At 60.4% G+C, this 18,558-nt stretch carries 14 protein-coding genes and 1 riboswitch; of the genes, 2 read left to right on the plus strand and 12 right to left on the minus strand.

Annotation, left to right across the window (positions count from 1 at the left end; all coding sequences use genetic code 11):
- Window positions 1–82: 82 nt before the first annotated feature.
- Window positions 83–254: riboswitch (FMN riboswitch) on the plus strand.
- Between the two features lie 102 nt (window positions 255–356).
- On the plus strand, window positions 357–866 hold the full coding sequence (locus HP062_RS12765; protein WP_008071834.1) for a 6,7-dimethyl-8-ribityllumazine synthase: 510 nt from the start codon (window positions 357–359) through the stop codon (window positions 864–866).
- Window positions 867–991: 125 nt separating this feature from the next.
- Here HP062_RS12765 and astE read toward each other — a convergent pair whose 3' ends face one another.
- The 7 genes from astE to HP062_RS12800 form a co-directional block, all read right to left on the minus strand.
- Window positions 992–2,002, minus strand: a complete 1,011-nt coding sequence (gene astE, locus HP062_RS12770) for a succinylglutamate desuccinylase (protein ID WP_010457232.1) — start codon at window positions 2,000–2,002, stop codon at window positions 992–994.
- A 12-nt stretch (window positions 2,003–2,014) separates the two neighbouring features.
- The gene (locus HP062_RS12775) at window positions 2,015–2,302 is read right to left on the minus strand and encodes a hypothetical protein (protein WP_010457234.1); all 288 of its coding nucleotides are present in this window, start codon (window positions 2,300–2,302) and stop codon (window positions 2,015–2,017) included.
- A gap of 20 nt (window positions 2,303–2,322) precedes the next feature.
- The gene (astB, locus tag HP062_RS12780) at window positions 2,323–3,669 is read right to left on the minus strand and encodes an N-succinylarginine dihydrolase (protein ID WP_172791490.1); all 1,347 of its coding nucleotides are present in this window, start codon (window positions 3,667–3,669) and stop codon (window positions 2,323–2,325) included.
- Between the two features lie 161 nt (window positions 3,670–3,830).
- Window positions 3,831–5,300, minus strand: coding sequence for a succinylglutamate-semialdehyde dehydrogenase (gene astD, locus HP062_RS12785; RefSeq protein WP_167362295.1), 1,470 nt, complete (start codon window positions 5,298–5,300; stop codon window positions 3,831–3,833).
- Window positions 5,297–6,322, minus strand: coding sequence for an arginine N-succinyltransferase (gene astA / locus HP062_RS12790; RefSeq protein ID WP_010457241.1), 1,026 nt, complete (start codon window positions 6,320–6,322; stop codon window positions 5,297–5,299). Before astA ends, astD begins: the two co-directional genes overlap by 4 nt.
- A gap of 70 nt (window positions 6,323–6,392) precedes the next feature.
- On the minus strand, window positions 6,393–7,412 hold the full coding sequence (gene aruF, locus HP062_RS12795; protein WP_010457242.1) for an arginine/ornithine succinyltransferase subunit alpha: 1,020 nt from the start codon (window positions 7,410–7,412) through the stop codon (window positions 6,393–6,395).
- 203 nt (window positions 7,413–7,615) lie between these two features.
- Entirely contained in the window at window positions 7,616–8,836 is a 1,221-nt protein-coding gene (locus HP062_RS12800) for an aspartate aminotransferase family protein (RefSeq protein ID WP_010457244.1), read from the minus strand.
- 286 nt (window positions 8,837–9,122) lie between these two features.
- On the opposite strand from HP062_RS12800, the gene HP062_RS12805 reads away from it, so the two are divergent.
- Window positions 9,123–13,988 carry a dermonecrotic toxin domain-containing protein gene (locus tag HP062_RS12805; RefSeq protein ID WP_172791491.1) on the plus strand — a complete coding sequence of 1,622 codons (4,866 nt, stop codon included), beginning with the start codon at window positions 9,123–9,125 and terminating at the stop codon, window positions 13,986–13,988.
- Between the two features lie 2 nt (window positions 13,989–13,990).
- On the opposite strand, the gene HP062_RS12810 is transcribed toward HP062_RS12805, so the two are convergent.
- The 5 genes from HP062_RS12810 to HP062_RS12830 form a co-directional block, all read right to left on the minus strand.
- On the minus strand, window positions 13,991–14,971 hold the full coding sequence (locus tag HP062_RS12810; protein WP_010457247.1) for a GlxA family transcriptional regulator: 981 nt from the start codon (window positions 14,969–14,971) through the stop codon (window positions 13,991–13,993).
- A 247-nt stretch (window positions 14,972–15,218) separates the two neighbouring features.
- On the minus strand, window positions 15,219–15,983 hold the full coding sequence (locus HP062_RS12815; protein WP_010457249.1) for an ABC transporter ATP-binding protein: 765 nt from the start codon (window positions 15,981–15,983) through the stop codon (window positions 15,219–15,221).
- Window positions 15,984–16,010: 27 nt separating this feature from the next.
- Entirely contained in the window at window positions 16,011–17,123 is a 1,113-nt protein-coding gene (locus HP062_RS12820; RefSeq protein WP_172791492.1) for a M14 family metallopeptidase, read from the minus strand.
- A 1-nt stretch (window position 17,124) separates the two neighbouring features.
- Window positions 17,125–17,823: an ABC transporter permease gene (locus HP062_RS12825; protein ID WP_010457252.1), complete on the minus strand. Its 699-nt coding sequence runs from the start codon at window positions 17,821–17,823 to the stop codon at window positions 17,125–17,127.
- On the minus strand, window positions 17,820–18,509 hold the full coding sequence (locus tag HP062_RS12830; RefSeq protein ID WP_010457254.1) for an ABC transporter permease: 690 nt from the start codon (window positions 18,507–18,509) through the stop codon (window positions 17,820–17,822). The genes HP062_RS12825 and HP062_RS12830 overlap by 4 nt, the downstream gene beginning before the upstream one ends.
- Window positions 18,510–18,558: the final 49 nt, after the last annotated feature.

Genomic DNA, 18,558 nt, shown 5'->3' on the forward strand with positions numbered 1-18,558 from the left:
CGATAGCAATCATCAGATAGCAGCAATGCACAGGCAGGAAATATGTGTTAAAAAAGCTGCGCCGCCAAACAATCTGGCGGCAAAACGTTCTCAGGGCGGGGTGCAACTCCCCACCGGCGGTAATTGCGCGCAATGCGCATAGCCCGCGAGCGCTTGGTGACAGACACGGCTTCGGTGGTGTCTGGCGGCAAGGTCAGCAGACCCGGTGTGATCCCGGGGCCGACGGTCATAGTCCGGATGAAGAGAGAACGGGATTGGCGCCAAAGGGCCGTCCGCAGGCATTCGTGCGAGCGTGCGTACCCTTAAATCCCATTCGATTCATATGCCCTGTTTTTTACATAAACAGGAGTCAGAACATGCAACCCACCGCAATCGATAGCAAAAGCAAAAACCATCAGGGCGAGCGCGTTGCGTTCATCCAGGCCTGCTGGCACAAGGAAATCGTCGACCAGAGCCGTAAGGGCTTCGTTGCCGAAATGATTGCCCAGGGTTATCAGGAATCGGACATCGATTTCTTCGAAGTCGGCGGCGCCTTTGAAATTCCACTGCACGCCAAGCTGCTGGCCAAGTCCGGCCGTTATGCCGGCATCGTCGCGGCGGGCCTGGTGGTCGACGGCGGCATCTACCGTCACGAATTCGTCGCCCAGTCGGTGATCAGCGGCCTGATGCAGGTTCAGCTGGAGACTGAAGTGCCGGTGTTCTCGGTGGTTTTAACCCCGCACCACTTCCATGCCGGCGAAGAGCATCAGAAGTTCTTCTTCGAGCATTTCGTGCATAAAGGCCAGGAAGCGGCGAAGACCTGTGCCGATACGCTGCACAAGATGCGTGCGTTGCGTCGCAGCGAGCCTCGCGCGGTAGCCGTCTAAACCCCGAGCCAGCCCCCGTAGGAGCGAGGCTTGCCCGCGAAAGCGATTTTAAATTCAACATCAATGTTGATTATGAAATCGCTTTCGCGGGCAAGCCTCGCTCCTACAGGGGACTACTGTGTCTGTTATGCCAGGTTTTCGTCGGTGGCGGGCACGATCAGGATGCCGGCACGCAGGCCGTTCTTGACCTTGGGGTTCGGGAAAATGATCCGGGCGCCCTTTTCTTCGATGATCCAGCGGGTCTGGGCGATGTCTTCGGCCAGTACGTAACCCACGTCCAACTCCGAAAAGTTCTCGATGTCCGCCGGCAGGTTCAGGCGGAAGCTATCGCTGTGCTTGATGATTTCCCGCGCCACGCTGAACAACTGCAAACCGTCCAGGCCTTCGTCGGTCACCGCAGGCTCGGTGCCTTCGATAATCTGCTGGAGGCGGGTTTCAAGCAGCGAGACGTTCACACCGTCGTTCTGCCCAAACGGCCGCGCCTTGCCCAGCTCAAGGGTGAAAGACTCGGCAGCGAGCTTGTCGTAGGTGTAAGAGCTGAACACAATCGACGGCTTGTTCTGCAACAGCACCGCTTCCATACCGGCAGCACGCAAACGGGCCAGCTCGAGACGTGAATGCTGGCGCCCCTCTTTCCAGGGATACAACGCGAACTGCTCGATTTTCGAACCACGAATCGCAGTGTGCAGGTCGTAATGCAGGCGGCTGCGATCCGGCAGGCTGAAGAAACTCGCCGCCAGCCGCTCCAGTTCACAGGCGCGCAGGGCTTCGGAGCCGCTGGTTTGTTCGTGACGGCCGTTGAACAGCCGATTGACGTCCTGCTCGACGAAGCGCTCGCCTTTGCGAATCGCTTCCGGGTTGCCGAACAGGAACAGAATGCGTGCGCGCGGCTTCAAGTCGCCACGCGCGATGTCATGCAACAGGCGATCGAGCAACTCGATCGGCGCTGTTTCGTTGCCATGGATACCCGCTGACAGCAGCAGGTCCAGGCCATTGTCGCGCGCCTCAGGCGGCCGGACTTCCAGCGCACCTTCGCTCAACCAGCGCATGCGCACGCCTTCGACAGTCAGTTGAGTCTTCTCCGCCGGTTCGCGGCCGGCGAGGGTCAGTTCAAGCAGTTTGCCGAGGGCGAGCATAGAGCGATTTCCTTAGTGGTCGTGTGCGCAATCCGGGCCGTGCACGTGGTCTTCGTCGCCGACTTCAGCCGGTTCCATTTCCAGTTGCAGACTTACCAGATTAGTCGCTAATGGGCGCAGCAGCAGGTTTGCGTATTCGGCATCACCTTCCTCAACGTCCACGCCGATCAGCAGCTGGCCGCGGCCGTCCTGCTGGATCCACAGCTCTTTGCCTTGCCACAGGACCGCGACGCGGGTGCAGGACGTTTCCAGTTGCGTGCCGTCGGTGTCTTCAAGGATCAGCTGCAGGGTATCGCTCATGTTTTTTACGCTCTCGACGTTCAATTGATCTGGAAAGGATAAACCGCGCCCAGTCTAAGGATTTGCGTCAGTTCATCCAGTGCCGTCCGGCACTCAAGCAGCAATTGCGGGTCCGCCAGGTCGGTTTCGGCCATGCGGTCACGGTAGTGCTTGTCGACCCATTCGGTCAGCGTGCCGTACAACGGTGCCGTCATGATAACCCCTGGGTTGACCGCCGCCAGTTCGGTTTCATTCAGTGCGACACGCAACCGCAGGCAAGCCGGGCCACCGCCGTTCTGCATACTTTGTTTCAGATCGAAAACCTTCACTTCGCGGATCAGGCCGCCGGAGCTGGTCAAACCTTGCAGATACTGCCAGACGCGTTCATTGCCACGGCACTCTTCCGGCACGATCAACAGCATAGAACCGTCAGGGCGGGTCAGCAGTTGGCTATTGAACAGGTAGGAACGAACGGCGTCTTCAACGGTAACGGCAGAACGCGGGACGCAAATTGACTGGAATTTCCCACCGACTTTTGCGAGTTTGCCCTGCAGTTCAGCGAGCATCTGCTCGGTGTCGAGGAACGCGTCCTCGTGATAGAACAGCACCTCGCCGTTACCTACCGCGATCACGTCGTTGTGGAACACGCCCTGATCAATCACCGATGGGTTCTGCTGGGCGAAGACCACGCCGTCATCGCTCAAGCCGTGCAGGCGAGCAACGGCTTGCGAGGCTTCAAGCGTCTGGCGCGCCGGGTACTTCTGGGGAGCCGGGTAGCGGGTGTCGAATGCGCTGCGACCGAACACGAAGAACTCGACGCCGGCTTCACCGTATTCACGGCAGAAACGGGTGTGGTTGGCCGCGCCTTCGTCGCCGAACTGCGCCACCGCCGGCAAGGCGGCGTGGTGAGCAAAGTGTTTCTGGTCAGCGAACATCGCCCCCAGCACGCGGCTGGTGGTCGGGTGTTCGATGCTGCGGTGGTATTTGCAGTTGAGGTTGGCAGCGGTGAAATGCACGCGGCCATCCGCAGTATCGGCACTCGGGCTGACCGTGGCGGCGTTGGCCACCCACATGCTCGACGCCGAGCAACTGGCGACCAGCAAGGGCATCGCATCTTTGGCGGCTTTCTCGATCACTTGCGCGTCGGTGCCGCTGAAGCCCAGACGGCGCAGGGCCGCAACGTCAGGACGTTCCTGAGGGGCCAGAACGCCTTGCTGAAAGCCCATTTCCATCAGCGCTTTCATTTTCGCCAGGCCTTGCAGCGCGGCTTCCTTCGGGTTCGAAGACTGCTGGCTGTTGCTCTGGGACGCGACGTTGCCGTAGGACAAACCGCCGTAGTTATGGGTCGGCCCCACTAGACCGTCAAAATTGACTTCATAGGATTTCATCAGCGAGGCTCCACGAGAATCTGTTGTTATGGCTTCAGTAACTATTCAGTAAGACCGCGTCGCGGCCATCGCCAGCAAGCTGGCTCCCACAGTGATGGGGTCGTACACAAAATGTGTGAACACCACCGAACCTGTGGGAGCCAGCCTGCTGGCGATGGGCATCACGCCATCTTCACGCCAGGTGTAAGCGATGCAGGCAACACCAGGTTCGGCGTTTCCAGCGAGGCCACCGGGTACGCGCAGTAATCTGCGGCGTAGTAGGCGCTGGCGCGGTGGTTGCCCGAAGCGCCGACGCCGCCGAATGGCGCGCTGCTCGCGGCGCCGGTCAGCTGCTTGTTCCAGTTGACGATACCGGCACGGCTTTCCAGCCAGAACTGCTGATAACGCGCTTCGGAATCCGACAGCAAACCAGCCGCCAGCCCATAGTCCGTGTCGTTGGCTTCAGCAATCGCCGCTTCAAAATCAGCGTAGCGGATCACTTGCAGCAACGGGCCGAACAGCTCCTCGTCAGGACGATCGGCGACAGCCGTCACGTCCAGGATGCCCGGTGTCAGCAACGCGGCTTGCGCCTGAGGCTGAGTCATTTCCAGCAGCGCCACGGCGCCATTGGCCAGCAGATGCTCTTGCGCATCCATCAGCGCTTTCGCCGCGCCGAGGGAAATCACCGAGCCCATGAACGGCGCCGGTTGCTGGTCAAACGCACCGACTTCAATCGTCGAGCTGACCGCCACCAGACGCGCCAGCAACGTGTCGCCCCAGGCACCTTGCGGCACCAGCAAGCGGCGGGCACAGGTGCAACGTTGGCCGGCGGAAATGAATGCCGACTGGATGATGGTGTAAACGGCAGCATCGAGGTCTGCGACCTGATCCACCACCAGCGGGTTGTTACCGCCCATCTCCAGCGCGAGGATCTTGTCCGGACGGCCGGCGAATTGCTGATGCAGGTGATTGCCGGTGCGGCTCGAACCGGTGAAGAACAGACCGTCGATGCCCGGGTTCGCCGCCAGGGCGATACCGGTTTCGCGAGCGCCTTGCAGCAGGTTCAACACACCCGCTGGCAGACCGGCTTCGATCCAGCATTTAACCGTCAGTTCGGCGACTTTCGGCGTCAGTTCGCTGGGCTTGAACAGCACACTGTTACCGGCCAGCAGTGCCGGCACGATGTGACCGTTCGGCAAATGCCCCGGGAAGTTGTAAGGCCCGAACACCGCCACCACACCGTGTGGCTTGTGGCGCAACACGGCGGTGGCGTCGCCCAGCGGACCGCTCTTCTCGCCGGTACGCTCGCGGTAGCTCTGCACCGAGATCGCAATCTTGTTGACCATGCTGGTCACTTCCGTTGCGGCTTCCCACAACGGCTTGCCGGTTTCCTCACCAATGGTGCGGGCCAGTTCGTCAGCGTGGTTTTTCAGCGCGGCGGCAAAGGCTTCAAGCACGGTAATGCGCTCGTCCAGGGTGCGACGGGCCCAGCCCGGAAACGCCTGACGAGCAGCCTGCACGGCCGACTCAACCTGAGCGGCGGTCGCGCCTTCGCCGGTCCACAGCACTTGCTGGGTCACCGGGTTCAGCGACTGGAAGGCTTCGCCCTGACCGGCCAGCCATTCACCTGCGATGTATAGCGAATTCATTATTTCGACTCCCTGGCAGCAGACAACGGAACGGCGCGCACTTGATCACCGGCGTTGAGTTGAAGACGTTTGGCGGTCAGCGGATCAACGACCAACGTACCGGCGGCGAAGCGTGCTGGCGCGGCAGTGATGCGGCAGTCTTCGCGCTTGCGGTTGTGAATCAGGAACGGAGTAGCGTCATCACCCGGCGTGCCGATGGCCAACACCAGTGCCTGGCTATCGCGCACGGCGCGGATCTTGCCGGTTTCGCACTCGACCGCAGGGCCGGCGTCGAAGATGTCGACGTAACCTTGGTAGCTGAAACCTTCGCTCTTGAGCATGGCCAGCGCCGGCTCGGTGTCAGGGTGAACCTGACCGATGACGTTGCGCGCGTCTGGCGACAGAAAGCAGGTGTACAGCGGAAATTTCGGCATCAGTTCGGCGATGAACGCCTTGTTGCCCACGCCAGTCAGGTAATCGGCCTGGCTGAATTCCATCTTGAAGAAGTGACGGCCCAGGCTTTCCCAGAATGGCGAGCGCCCGGCTTCGTCGGACACGCCGCGCATCTCGGCAATGATCTTGTTGCCAAACAGCTGCGGGAACTCGGCGATGAACAGCATCCGCGCCTTGGCCAGCATGCGGCCGTTGAGGCCCGTGCGGTAATCGGCGTGGAGGAACAGCGAGCACAACTCAGAGTTGCCGGTCAGGTCGTTGGCCAGGAACAGCGTCGGGATCTCGCGATAGATGTTCAGCTCTTGCGAAGCGCTGACCGTCAGGCCGACCCGGAAGTTGTACCAAGGCTCACGCAGGCCGACAGCGCCGGCGATGGCGGAAATGCCCACCACGCGGCCATCATCGTCTTCGAGCACGAACAGGTAGTCTGCATCGCCCCGCCCGGCTTCACCGCGAAAGGTCTTCTCGGCCCAGCCGACCCGATGGGCCAGACGTTCTTCGTTGGCCGGCAAGGTGGTCAGGCCGGTGCCGGTGCTGCGGGCCAGGTCGATCAGAGCGGGTAAATCGCTGCTGCGTACAGGACGAACGATCATGCTATCTCCTCAAACGGGCCGCTTGCGCCACCCGCGAAACTTCGCTGCTTTCTAAACACTCAAGCAGTCGTTAAACCGCCACCAGGCGCACGCTCGCACCCTCACCGACGCCCAGGGCTTCGGCCGCTTCCAGATCCAGGGTCACGGGTTTGCCCGGCGCGTAATCGAGCTCGAGCAATACAGCGCGGTAATCCTGCAACTGGGCGTTGGCCACCAGGTACTGACGACCGACACCTTTGACCGCCTCGCCGATTTTCACCGGCACCACACGGCTCTGCGCGATCGAACGGATCCCGGAGACGCGGGCATGCAACGTCGGGCCGCCGTCGAAAATGTCGATGTAGTGATCGGTCTCGAAGCCTTCGCGCATCAGGATGTCGAAGGTGATCTGGGCTCGCGGATGCACCTGGCCCATCGCTTCTTGAGCGGTGTCCGGCAGCAAAGGCACGTAGATCGGGTAATGCGGCATCAGTTCGGCGAGGAAGGTCCGGCTCTTCAGGCCGCACAGACGCTCGGCTTCGGCGTAGTTGAGGTCGAAGAAGTTGCGACCGATGGCGTCCCAGAACGGCGAATCGCCATTTTCGTCGCTGTAACCGACGATCTCGGTCACCACGGAATCGGCAAAGCGCTCCGGATGGCTGGCAACGAACAGCAGACGACCACGGGAGTTGAGCTCGGCCCAAGGCGAACCCACCAACTCGCGCTGCACGTAGAAACTGGTCAGCAAGCTGTTGCCGGTCAGGTCGTGGCACTGCGAGAGCACGTGAATCTTGTTATGAATCTTCAGCTCGCGGGAGGCGTGCACGAAGGTTTCATTGCGAAAGCTGTAGAACGGCTCGGAGTAACCGGCGGAGGCAACGATTGCAGAGCAACCGACCAATTTGCCGGTGGTCGAGTCTTCGAGGACGAAGAAATAGCTTTCTTCGCCGTTGAAGCTGACTTCCGCGGAAAACGAGGCTTCGCTTGCGGCGATCTTGTCGCTCAGGCGTTCAACGTCATCCGGCAAGGAAGTGACACCAATCGGGCTGTCCGCAGCCAGACGCTGTACCTCGCCCAGATCAGCCATTTGCGCGGGGCGCATCACCAGCATGGTGTCACTCCTTTCTCGTAACTCTTTTGGGGAAAATAAGCCGAACCCTTGCAGGAGCGAGGCATGCCCGCGAAAGCGGTGTGTCAGCCAATAACAAGGGGTCTGACACGCCGCTTTCGCGGGCAAGCCTTGCTCCTACAGAAGAGCGGGTCCGGCATAAAAATTGGGTTCGACGCCTGAAATGTCAGGCGCCGAAGGGTCTATCAGGCTTGCGTCAACTTGGCCACAGCGCGTTCGAAGCGGTCCAGGCCCTCGTCGATGTCTGCGTCTTCAACCACCAGGCTTGGGGCAAAACGCACCACGTCGGGGCCGGCTTGCAGAATCATCAGGCCTTCACGCTCGGCGGCGTTGAAGACGTCTTTGGCCTTGCCTTTCCAGGCGTCGCTCAGTACACAACCGATCAGCAGGCCCATGCCGCGGACCTTGGTGAAAATGCCGTACTTTTCACCGATCTGCTCAAGGCGCGCCTTGAACTTGGCATGCTTGGCCTTGACGCCGGCCAGCACTTCAGGGGTGTTGACCACGTCGATCACCGCTTCCCCGACCGCGCACGCCAGCGGGTTGCCGCCGTAAGTGGTGCCGTGGGTGCCGACGACCAAATGCTTGGCCAGGTCTTCGGTGGTCAGCATCGCCGCGATCGGGAAACCGCCGCCCAGGCTCTTGGCGCTGGTCAGGATGTCCGGGACCACGCCGTAATGCTGATAGGCGAACAGGTGGCCGGTGCGACCCATGCCGGTCTGCACTTCGTCGAAGATCAGCAGCGCGTTGTGCGCGGTGCACAGATCGCGGGCGCCTTGCAGGTACTCAAGCTCAGCCGGGATCACACCGCTCTCGCCCTGGATCGGTTCCAGAACCACGGCGCAGGTCTTGTCGGAAATGGCGGCTTTCAGCGCCGCCAGATCGTTGTACGGCACGTGGGTGATACCGGTGATCTTCGGACCGAAACCATCGGAATACTTGGACTGGCCACCGACGTTCACGGTGAACAGGGTACGGCCGTGGAAGCTGTTGAGCGCGGCGATGATTTCGTACTTCTCGCTGCCGAACCGATCAAAACCGACGCGACGGGCCAGCTTGAAGGCGGCCTCGTTGGCTTCGGCGCCGGAGTTGCAGAAGAAAGCACGCTCGGCAAAGGTGGCGTTGACCAGCTTATGCGCCAGGCGCAAGGCCGGCTCATTGGTGAACACGTTGGACACGTGCCACAGCTTGTTCGCCTGCTCGGTCAAGGCACTGACCAGCGCCGGGTGCGCATGGCCCAATACGTTAACGGCAATCCCGCCAGCGAAGTCGATCAGCTCGCGGCCAGACTGGTCCCAGACATGGGAACCGGCACCACGCACTGGAATGAATGCGGCAGGCGCGTAGTTGGGAACCATTACCTGGTCGAAATCGGCGCGTTCTACCGCAGCGTGCTCAACGGACATCGGAGTCTCCTGAAGAGGAACACTCGCCGGAAACTGGCGAGCGATGGGGGGATTGTAAGGACAGTTTTCAGCCCGGCCTTGCCGCCAAGCGACAACTTCTTATAGCGCAAACCCCGGTTTCAGCCGGGTTTACGGCAATGCGACATATAGGGTCGCAAAGGCGCAGTTTAAACCGCCGGCACAGGTTATAGGCAGGCTTGTCGAGCGGTGCGGTAAATATGTACCGCACCCGCCCCGCCATCGTCTGTTTTGCTGGCGACTCATCCAAACGCTAAGGGAATAGCGCATGAGTCGACACGAAAACGATCGCCCTTCAAATGTCGGTGGCAATGAATCCGCCACGCAACCGGACGATCACTACCATCATCTGTTCAACAACCTGCCGGCCTGGGTATTGGAAGCCTCGCCCGCGACACGCGATGCCCTCAAAACCGCCTCGCTTGCCGCGCCGCACTGGCACGGCACCGCGACATCCCTGCAACACCAGTCGCTGAAAAAGCTCAGCCAGGAACATTGGACCCAGCGAAATCGTCTGGACTCAACGCTGTCGAGGCTGCAAAGCGCACGCGCCTTCGCCGAAGCGTTGCTAAGCGCGGCCTTGAAAACCCGGTTTGATCTGGAAGTGGACGTTAAAACCACCTTCCTGCGCCTGTACATTCCACAAGCCGTGCCCTGGTTCGGGATCAAGACGGGGGCTGCACGCACCTGGACCGTGTCGCTGCTCGACGCCGCCCTGCATAACTTTCAGGCATCGGAAATGGCGGCGGATGCTTACGAGCCCGCCTCGACGTTCATTACCGAACCATCGCCCGCAGGGCAGTTCGATACGCTGCCGGCGGTCAATCAGAAACTGACCATCGCTGCCTTTGTGAGGCTGTGCCGGGAACTGGACATCGGCGCCCGCTACACCACGTACCTCAAAGACAATCTTGGGCTGACCAACCCGGTGGCCGGCGCGGTGTTGAAAGCGAAGGTGATCAGCTCGCATAAAACGGCACTCAAAGCCGCGCTGCAAATGGCTCAAATCCGCAAGGATATTCCAGAGGATGCCTATCACTCGATCCTGCGCCTTGTGGAAGGTCGTTCCGGGGCGCGACTCAATGGCCAGCCGCTGTACGGTCATGACCTGACCCTCATGTCCTCCTCCCTGACCGGGATTGTCGTTTTCGCGCCGAGCCTGGAGCGCGCACGCAAGGGAACACGGATCATTGCCTACATTCCCGACGATCCCGAGCACCCGCTCAAGGAGTACCCGAATACCCTGGCGTTCATGACCGAACTGACCCGCAAGCTACGCGCCCCGGCCTACCAGACGTTCTTCAGCCGCTTCGTCGAGCATAAGGAAAGGGGCCCTTTTTTTGCTGATCTCAACCGCCGCCTCCAGCGCGTGACCTGGCATCAACACAAGCGTGGCGACCCACTGCCGAGCTGGCGCGAAACGCCCATCGACAGGCCCAACCTGCGGTTTTCAATGACGCCGTTCAGCGCGGACCTGTGGAACCATCTCTATCAGCGACAACTGAACAAGATCCTCAACGACGCCAGCACGCTGGCCGTCTCCACCGCCTCCGCCGACCGAAACGCGCGCTGGGCTTTGTGGGATGCCGTCAGCAAAGTAGCTTCGACGCTGCTTGAAATCGCAACATTCGTGGCATTGCCGTTCGTCCCGTTTCTTGGCGAAATAATGCTGGGTTATATGGCTTACCAGTTACTCGACGAAACATTCGAAGGCATCGTAGACCTGGCCGAAGGACTGAAAACAGAGGCGGTCGGGCATTTGATTACACTCGCTGAAACAGTGGTTGAGGTGGGCACATTCGCGGTGGGTGGTGCGATCGCTGCCGGCGCCTTCAGCCGTTTGCTTTCGCGCGAAGCGGTCGCGCTGGTCGACCCGCTCAAACCCGTCGCAACGCCGAAAGGAAAAACCCGCTACTGGAAGCCGGATCTGACCCCTTACGAACAGGCACAGCGTTTGCCCGAAGGCGCCAAACCCGATCAGCTTGGCCTCTATCGCCACGGGGGCAAGACGCTGCTGCCTCTGGAAGGAAAACTGTATGCCGTGAAACCCGACGGCACCTCCAACGCGTTTCAGATTGAGCACCCGACCCGCGCCGATGCTTATCAGCCGTCTTTACTGCACAATCACCACGGCGCCTGGCACACCGAGCTGGAACAACCGCTGGAGTGGGATCGGGAAACGGTCATGCGTCGAATCGGCCAGGGTGTCGAGTCGTTCAGCAACGCCGAGCGCGAGCAGATCCTGCGGGTCAGCGGTTTCCACGACAACGCCGTGCGCGAAATGCATGTCGAACATTACCGCCCGCCTTCGCTGCTGACCGACACGATCAAGCGTTTCAAGATCAACCGGGACATCGACACCTTTATCGAGCAGATCGGCAGTGATCAACCCGAGCACTATCGAAAGGCTGATTCGACCCTGCAACATCAACTGCTGAGTGGCTACGACGGCTGGCCTGTCGACACGCCAATGCCGACAGCGCAAGCCCAAACATCAGCCTTCAGACAACGGACCGCAGAACTGGCCCGGGATTACCGCAAATCGCTGTTCGATCTGCGTTATCGCGCGTTGGAAAAAACCGATGACCTGCGGGTTCAGCGGCTGATCGATGATGTGCGGGGGTTACCTACCGATATCGCCGAGGAACTGGTGAGCAATGCGTCCGGCACGGAACTGAAACAGCTGCACAACGGCCGCACGCCCCAGCGTCTCAAGGACGCCGCGCTCAAAGCCATGGAGGCCGTGCGTGCCATCCGAGCCTCTGAAGGTTTTTATTCCGAAGCGCTGGACACCACCGACACCCACCGACTGGCCTTGCAAAGCCTGAACTCACTGCCCGATTTACCAGCCGGGTTGCGTATCGAAGTGCGGGACTACTCGGCCGAGGGGGCTTTGCGCGACAGCATTGGCCAACCCGATGCGCCCCTACAAAAAATACTGGTTCGCGCTGAAGACGGGACTTACCACGTACACCAAGACTCGGATTCGTCGCCGGAGGATTTTTATCAGGCCTTGTTCCGGGCGCTGCCGGATGCGCAACGCAACAAGTTGAACCCTTCGATCACAGATGCCCAGGTCCTTAAACAACGCATCGCCGAACACGCACTGGAGCAACCGGCCTTACGCAGGCTGTTTGCAAAAAATCCCCATCGGAAACCGTTCTATGACCCGACCACCATGCGCCTGCCCGGTGGTACCGAGGGCTACAGTCGAATCGCCCGCGAGACACCGACGCTCAACGACCGGGTTCGCGAGGTTTACCCCAACCTGCCTCAGGAAGAAATGCAGTCCATTGTCCAGACACTGCAACTTCATCCCGATGGTGCTCGCGTAGAACTTTCACGCTTGAGGAGGGAGTTGGCCCGACTGCATCAGGACCTGCGCGCCTGGGTCAGTGATTCCCCAACAACTCATCCTGAAACCGGAAGCCCGCTCAGTGAGCTTGATCAACAAGCCGAGCGAAACAACCGACGGTTGCTGGCCCAGGAAATCCAGCGCAGCTGGCGTCGACAGTCCGACCGGGATTTCGACACACCGGAGGGGGTGACCCAATATGTGCTCAGGTTTGCAGAGCCGATCCTCGGCGACTTGCCGTCGTTGACTGCCGATTTCAGTCATGTGTCGCAGCTGTCCCTGGAAGGCACGCGCAGCGCACAGGCCATTCCCGCGTTTCTACGAGGTTTCAGTGGGCTGCGCCGCCTGGAATTGCGCCGCTTTTCCCTGAACACCCTCCCCGACGCCATCAGCCAAATGCCCGACCTTCACGCCTTGGTCTTGAGCGATTGCGGCATCCGGGTCGACGCCGCCACGTGGTCGAAGCTGGCGTCAATGAAGCAACTGGCCATGCTCGACCTGTACAAAAATCCGTTTGAAACCTTGCCGCATATCGACACGATGAGCGAGCTGGCGCACCTGGACCTGAGCGACACCCGCCAGACAGGGATTGCGGCCAGCCTTCTGCAACACCCGAAGCTTCAAACCCTCCTGCTGATGAACAACCACATCAGCGAGTTGCCTGCCGGGTTATTCGAGAGTTCGCTTTACGACAAGCGCGGCCTGCACCTCACCGACAACCCACTGTCGAACAGCGCGCGAGAATTGATCAAGCAACACCACTTCGAAACCGCCTACGACATGGGCGTCTATGCACCCGAAGCCGACATCGATCGGGTCAAGGCGCTGTACCCCAGCATGGAAATCGAGCAGGCGAGCGAGTTCGTCTACGAATTGCCGGGGACTCTGGAGGATGGCCGCAGCTATTTGACGCGCCTTGAACAAGAGCTCACCCAGCTGAAAAACGATTTGTCCGCGTGGACCGCCGATGTTCCGCAGCAGCACCCGGTGACGGGCGAACCGTTCAGTGACGAGCAACTCGTTGCCGAGCAAACGAACCGCGACGAATTCAAGCGAGCGCTCGAGAAGTGCTGGCAGCGCGAGTCGGAACTGGATGAGTTCAACGAAGCACTTGAGCCGACGTTCGAACTCAGGGTCCGTCCGGTCATCAATGGAGAACTGCCGACCTTGAGTGCGGACTTCAGCCACGTTTCCGCGCTCGAGGTTGACAGTGCCGAGGGCGCAACACGCCTGGGGCGTTTCCTTGAGTCCTTTCTCAACCTCAAAAGCCTGCGGCTACGCGAGTGTGACCTGGGTGACATTCCCGATTCGGTGTTCAAGATGGGACGTCTGCGCTCGCTGTCGCTCCCCGATTGCCGGGTCAGCCTTTCAGCGGAGTCGGCAAGTGCATTGGCGGGAATGGAGCAGCTTGATTACCTCGACCTGAGCTTTAACCCGTTGGGGCGCACGCCGGATCTAAGCCAAATGCCCGACTTGTCGACCGTGCTGCTCAACGACACCGGCATCACTGACATACCCGACGGCCTGCTTCAGCTGGCGGATCTCGACTGGGCTGACCTGAGCATGAATGCAATAACCGAGGTGCCCAGCGACCTGCTGGAATTGCCGGTGGAAATTGCTGAAAACATCACCTTGAGAGGCAATCCGTTTTCCCAGGAAAGCCTCGCGCGACTGGTCCGCTTCTTTGAACTGACCCGTGCGGATTTTGGCGTGGAGGAGGTTATCAACCGAGGGGAAATACAGGTGTCGACCTCAGAGGGTTCCGAGATCGACGAGTAACATCAGCCGCGCTCGGACGGCACCGACGACAACTCGAATGGACTGCTGCTGCGCCGCTGGTTGCGATCTTCCCGCGGCGTGGCACCAAAGAAGTTGCGGTAGGCGCTGGAGAAATGCGGCCCCGATGAGAAGCCACATGACAGGCCGATCTGAATGATCGACTTGCTGGTTTGCATCAACATCTGCCGGGCCTTGTTCAGGCGCAGTTCCAGGTAGTACTGGCTCGGCACGCGGTTGAGGTATTGCTTGAAGATCCGCTCCAGTTGTCGACGGGACACGCACACGTGCTGGGCGATTTCGTCGGTGGTCAGCGGCTCTTCGATGTTGGCTTCCATCAGCAACACCGCTTGGGTGAGCTTCGGATGGCTGGAACCGAGGCGGTTCTGCAGCGGGATGCGCTGGCGTTCGCCGCCCTCGCGGATACGCTCGACTACCAGTTCTTCCGACACAGCGCCGGCCAGTTCGGCGCCGTGATCACGGGCCAGCACGGCCAGCAACAGATCGAGCACCGACAAGCCGCCACACGCGGTCAGTCGATCACGATCCCAATCGAACAGATGGCTGGTGGCGATCACTTTAGGGAAGCGTTCGGCGAAATCGTCCTGCCAGCGCCAATGCACGGCAGCGCGGTAACCGTCGAGCAAACCCAATTGCGCCAACGGGTAGACACCGGCAGACAAACCACCAATCACGCAACCGGCACGCACCAGTTGTTTCAGCGAACTGCTGAGCGCTGGCGCGAGGGTGGTCGGCGGCTCATCGGCGAGCAGAAACAGCTTCTGGAAGTTTTCGAGCTTGCCGGCCCACGGCTCACCCGGCAGTTGCCAGGCGCCTTCGGTCGGTGGTTCGGCCTGCAAAAACGACAATTCGTAGACAACATCCGGATGCACACGCTGGGCAACACGCAAGGCCTCCTCAGCCAGCGCAAGCGTCAGTGCTTTAGTGCTGGGCCAAATCAGGAAACCAATTCGATGGGCAGTCATGGCGGGCAATCCGAAACGAAAACAGTGATGAAGGCATGGGCCAATGCTAGCCCGTAAATGAACGCAAATCTCGAAACCTGCAGCATTCCCCTGTTGGAGCGAGGCTTGCCCGCGAGAACGGTGGTTCAGTCAACATGATTGCTGTCTGAACCACCGCATTCGCGGGCAAGCCCCGCTCCTGCAGGGATTGGGACCAGCCTTTAGGTTGCGAAGCATGCACTATCCCGGTGCGCAACGGGAGTTCGGTTTACTTCAGGCTGCCCGACAGGAATTGCTGCAAGCGTTCAGACTGTGGATTGACCAGCACTTCACGCGGGTTGCCGCTTTCTTCAACGATACCTTTGTGCAGGAACACCAGCTGATTCGACACTTCACGGGCGAAGCCCATTTCGTGCGTCACCACGACCATGGTCCGGCCTTCCAGCGCCAGGGCCTGCATCACTTTCAGTACGTCGCCGACCAGTTCCGGGTCGAGGGCCGAGGTCGGTTCGTCGAACAGCATCACCTCAGGCTCCATCGCCAGCGCACGGGCAATCGCCACGCGCTGCTGCTCGCCGCCGGACATGTGGCCCGGGTAAGCGTCTTTACGATGGGCCACGCCGACCTTGTTCAGGTAGTGCTCGGCTTTTTCGCGGGCCTCGGCCTTGGACATGCCCAGCACGTGAACCGGCGCTTCCATGATGTTTTCCAGCGCGGTCATGTGCGACCACAGGTTGAAATGCTGGAACACCATCGACAGGCGTGAGCGCATGCGTTGCAGCTGTTTCGGGTCGGCCGCTTTCAGCGCGCCGTCCTTGTTTGCCACCAGTTTCAGCTCTTCGTTGTTGAGCAGAATCTTGCCCGCGTGCGGCTGCTCGAGCAGGTTGATGCAGCGCAGAAAAGTACTTTTGCCAGAGCCACTGGAGCCGATGATGCTGATCACATCACCAGCCGCCGCTTTCAGGGACACGCCCTTGAGCACTTCGTGACTGCCATAGCGTTTATGCAGGTCTTGGACTTCAAGTTTGTACATGCGGTCGGTTCTCACAAAAACAGTCAGTCAGTCGTTGAGCAAGCGCCCGTGACGCAGCGCTTCGCGCCCCGCCACCTTGGCCAGCCAGAAACCGGGTTGGGCATAACGCAGCCGTTCAATGGCAAACAGCACCCCGGACGTACCAGCACACACCGTGCTGACCCGATCCGATAACGGATCGATCACTTCGAAAATCTCGTCACCGGCTTCGATCCACTCACCGGGTTTACGCAAAAAGCTGATCACACCCGGGTGCGGCGCGAACAGCAACTCGGTGCCCTCGAACGGCATGCCTTCGCACGCCTCATGCGCAGGCTTGGGCCATTCGCCGCTGATCAAGCCTTGCTCGGCGAGGAACGCCAGAATGCCTTCGGCATAAGCCTCGGCGTCCGCGCGACCGGTATCAGCCTGACCACCCAGTTCGATGGTCGTCGCCAGACAGGCCAGCGGAATCTGCGCATCCGGGAACTGACGCGACAAACGCAGCCACGGCAGCGAGCACGCCTCGTCAAAGGAACTGCCGCCGGAATCTTCCGCCAGCAGCCCCACTTTCACATTCAGGTGCGCGGCCAGCGAACGCCATTGCGGCCAGTGTTGCGGCAAGGCGTACATGTGCAGCGCCGCTTCGGCATCGCAATGCAAATCCAGCACGACATCAGCGGTGCACGCGTGGCTGAGCAAGATGCGCTGCATGCCTTGCAGCTGGCTTGCGGCCGGCGGCAATGCCGCCAGTGCGTCACTCATTGCTTGGCGGATCAAGCGGATATTGGCGTGCGGATCATCGCCCAGGTGCCCGTCCAGCTCAGCGGCCACTGGCGCGCTCAGCTCGACGAAATCGCGGTTGAAATTCTTGCCGCTGCCCGCTTCGAAACGACCTTGATGGTTGCCTTGCAACAGTTGACCGAGGCCCAGTGAATTGGCCACCGGCACCAGCTCGATCACACCGTTGAGCAGGCCTTGGGCTTCGAGTTCGGCCAGGCGCTTTTTCAGCTCCCAGGCCGTGCGCATTCCCGGCAGTTCATCGGCGTGGAGGCTGGCCTGGATGTAGGCCTTGCGCTCGCCACTGCCGAAGCGGAACACCGAGATCTGGCGCTCGCTGCCCAGGTGGTTCCACGGCAATACGTGATCGATGCGTTCCATATCAGTGCTTCCGCGGGGCCAGATAGCCCAGCCAGCGGCGCTCGGCCAGTTTGAACAGCTTCACCAGAATGAAGGTCAGGCACAGATAGAACACGCCGGCGGTGATGTACGCTTCGAACGGCAAGTAGTACTGAGCGTTGACCGTGCGCGCGGCACCGGTGATGTCGATCAGGGTCACGATGGACGCCAGACTGGTGGTCTGCAGCATCATGATCACTTCGTTGCTGTACTGCGGCAGCGCCCGGCGCAGAGCCGATGGCAGCAGGATGCGCTTGTACATTTTGTAGCGCGACATGCCCATGGCCTTGGCCGCTTCGATCTCGCCGTTCGGCGTGGCGCGCAGGCTGCCGGCGATGATTTCGGCGGTGTAGGCGCTGGTATTGATCGCAAAGGCCAGGCACGCACAGAACGTTGCACTGGACAGCCACGGCCACAAGAAGCTTTCACGTACCGCTTCGAACTGCGCCAGACCGTAGTAGATCAAGAACAGCTGCACCAGCATCGGCGTGCCGCGGATCACGTAGGTGTAGAGCCAGGCCGTCATGTTGACGACGGCGTTCTTGGAGACGCGCATCAAGCCCAGCGGCAACGCACACAGCAGGCCGAAAAACAGCGACAGCGCGAGCAATTTGAGGGTGGTCACCAGGCCGCCGAAGTACAGCGGCAAGGCCTCCCAAATGACGTTGTAGTCGAAGATCATAGATCAGCCGCCCTTACGCCTACCGAGTAGCGCTTCTCAAGGTGACGCAATGCCAGCAACGAGACACTGGTAATCACCAGGTACATCGCCGCCACTGCGAGGAAGAAGGTGAAAGGCTCGCGGGTGGCGTCTGCCGCCTGCTTGGCCTTGAACATCATGTCTTGCAGACCCACCACCGAAATCAGCGCGGTGGCCTTGGTCAGTACCAGCCAGTTGTTGGTGAAGCCCGGAATGGCCAGACGGATCATCTGCGGCACCAAAACCCGGAAGAACACCTGGAAACTGCTCATGCCGTAGGCCATGCCGGCTTCTGCCTGACCCTTGGGGATCGCCATGAAGGCACCGCGGAAGGTTTCCGACAGGTACGCACCGAAGATGAAGCCCAAGGTGCCGATACCGGCGGCCAGCGGGTTCAGGTCGATGTAGTCGTCAAAGCCGAGCATCGGCGCCACGCGGTTGAGCAGGTCCTGACCACCGTAGAAAATCAGCAGGATCAGTACCAGATCGGGAATACCGCGGATCACCGTGGAATACAGGTCGCCCAGCCAGGCCAGCCAGCGAACCGGCGACAGACGCAATGCAACGCCGATCAGGCCCAGAAAAATGGCCAGGACCATGGAGGACAAGGCGAGCTGAAGCGTCAGCCATGCGCCATCGAGGATGACAGCCCCGTAGCCTTTCAACATGATTCAGGTCCTCGAATGTTGGGATGAAAAAATGGCGCAAACCTCAGAG

The organism is Pseudomonas sp. B14-6 (genome assembly GCF_013260315.1).
GTDB classification, from domain to species: domain Bacteria; phylum Pseudomonadota; class Gammaproteobacteria; order Pseudomonadales; family Pseudomonadaceae; genus Aquipseudomonas; species Aquipseudomonas mandelii.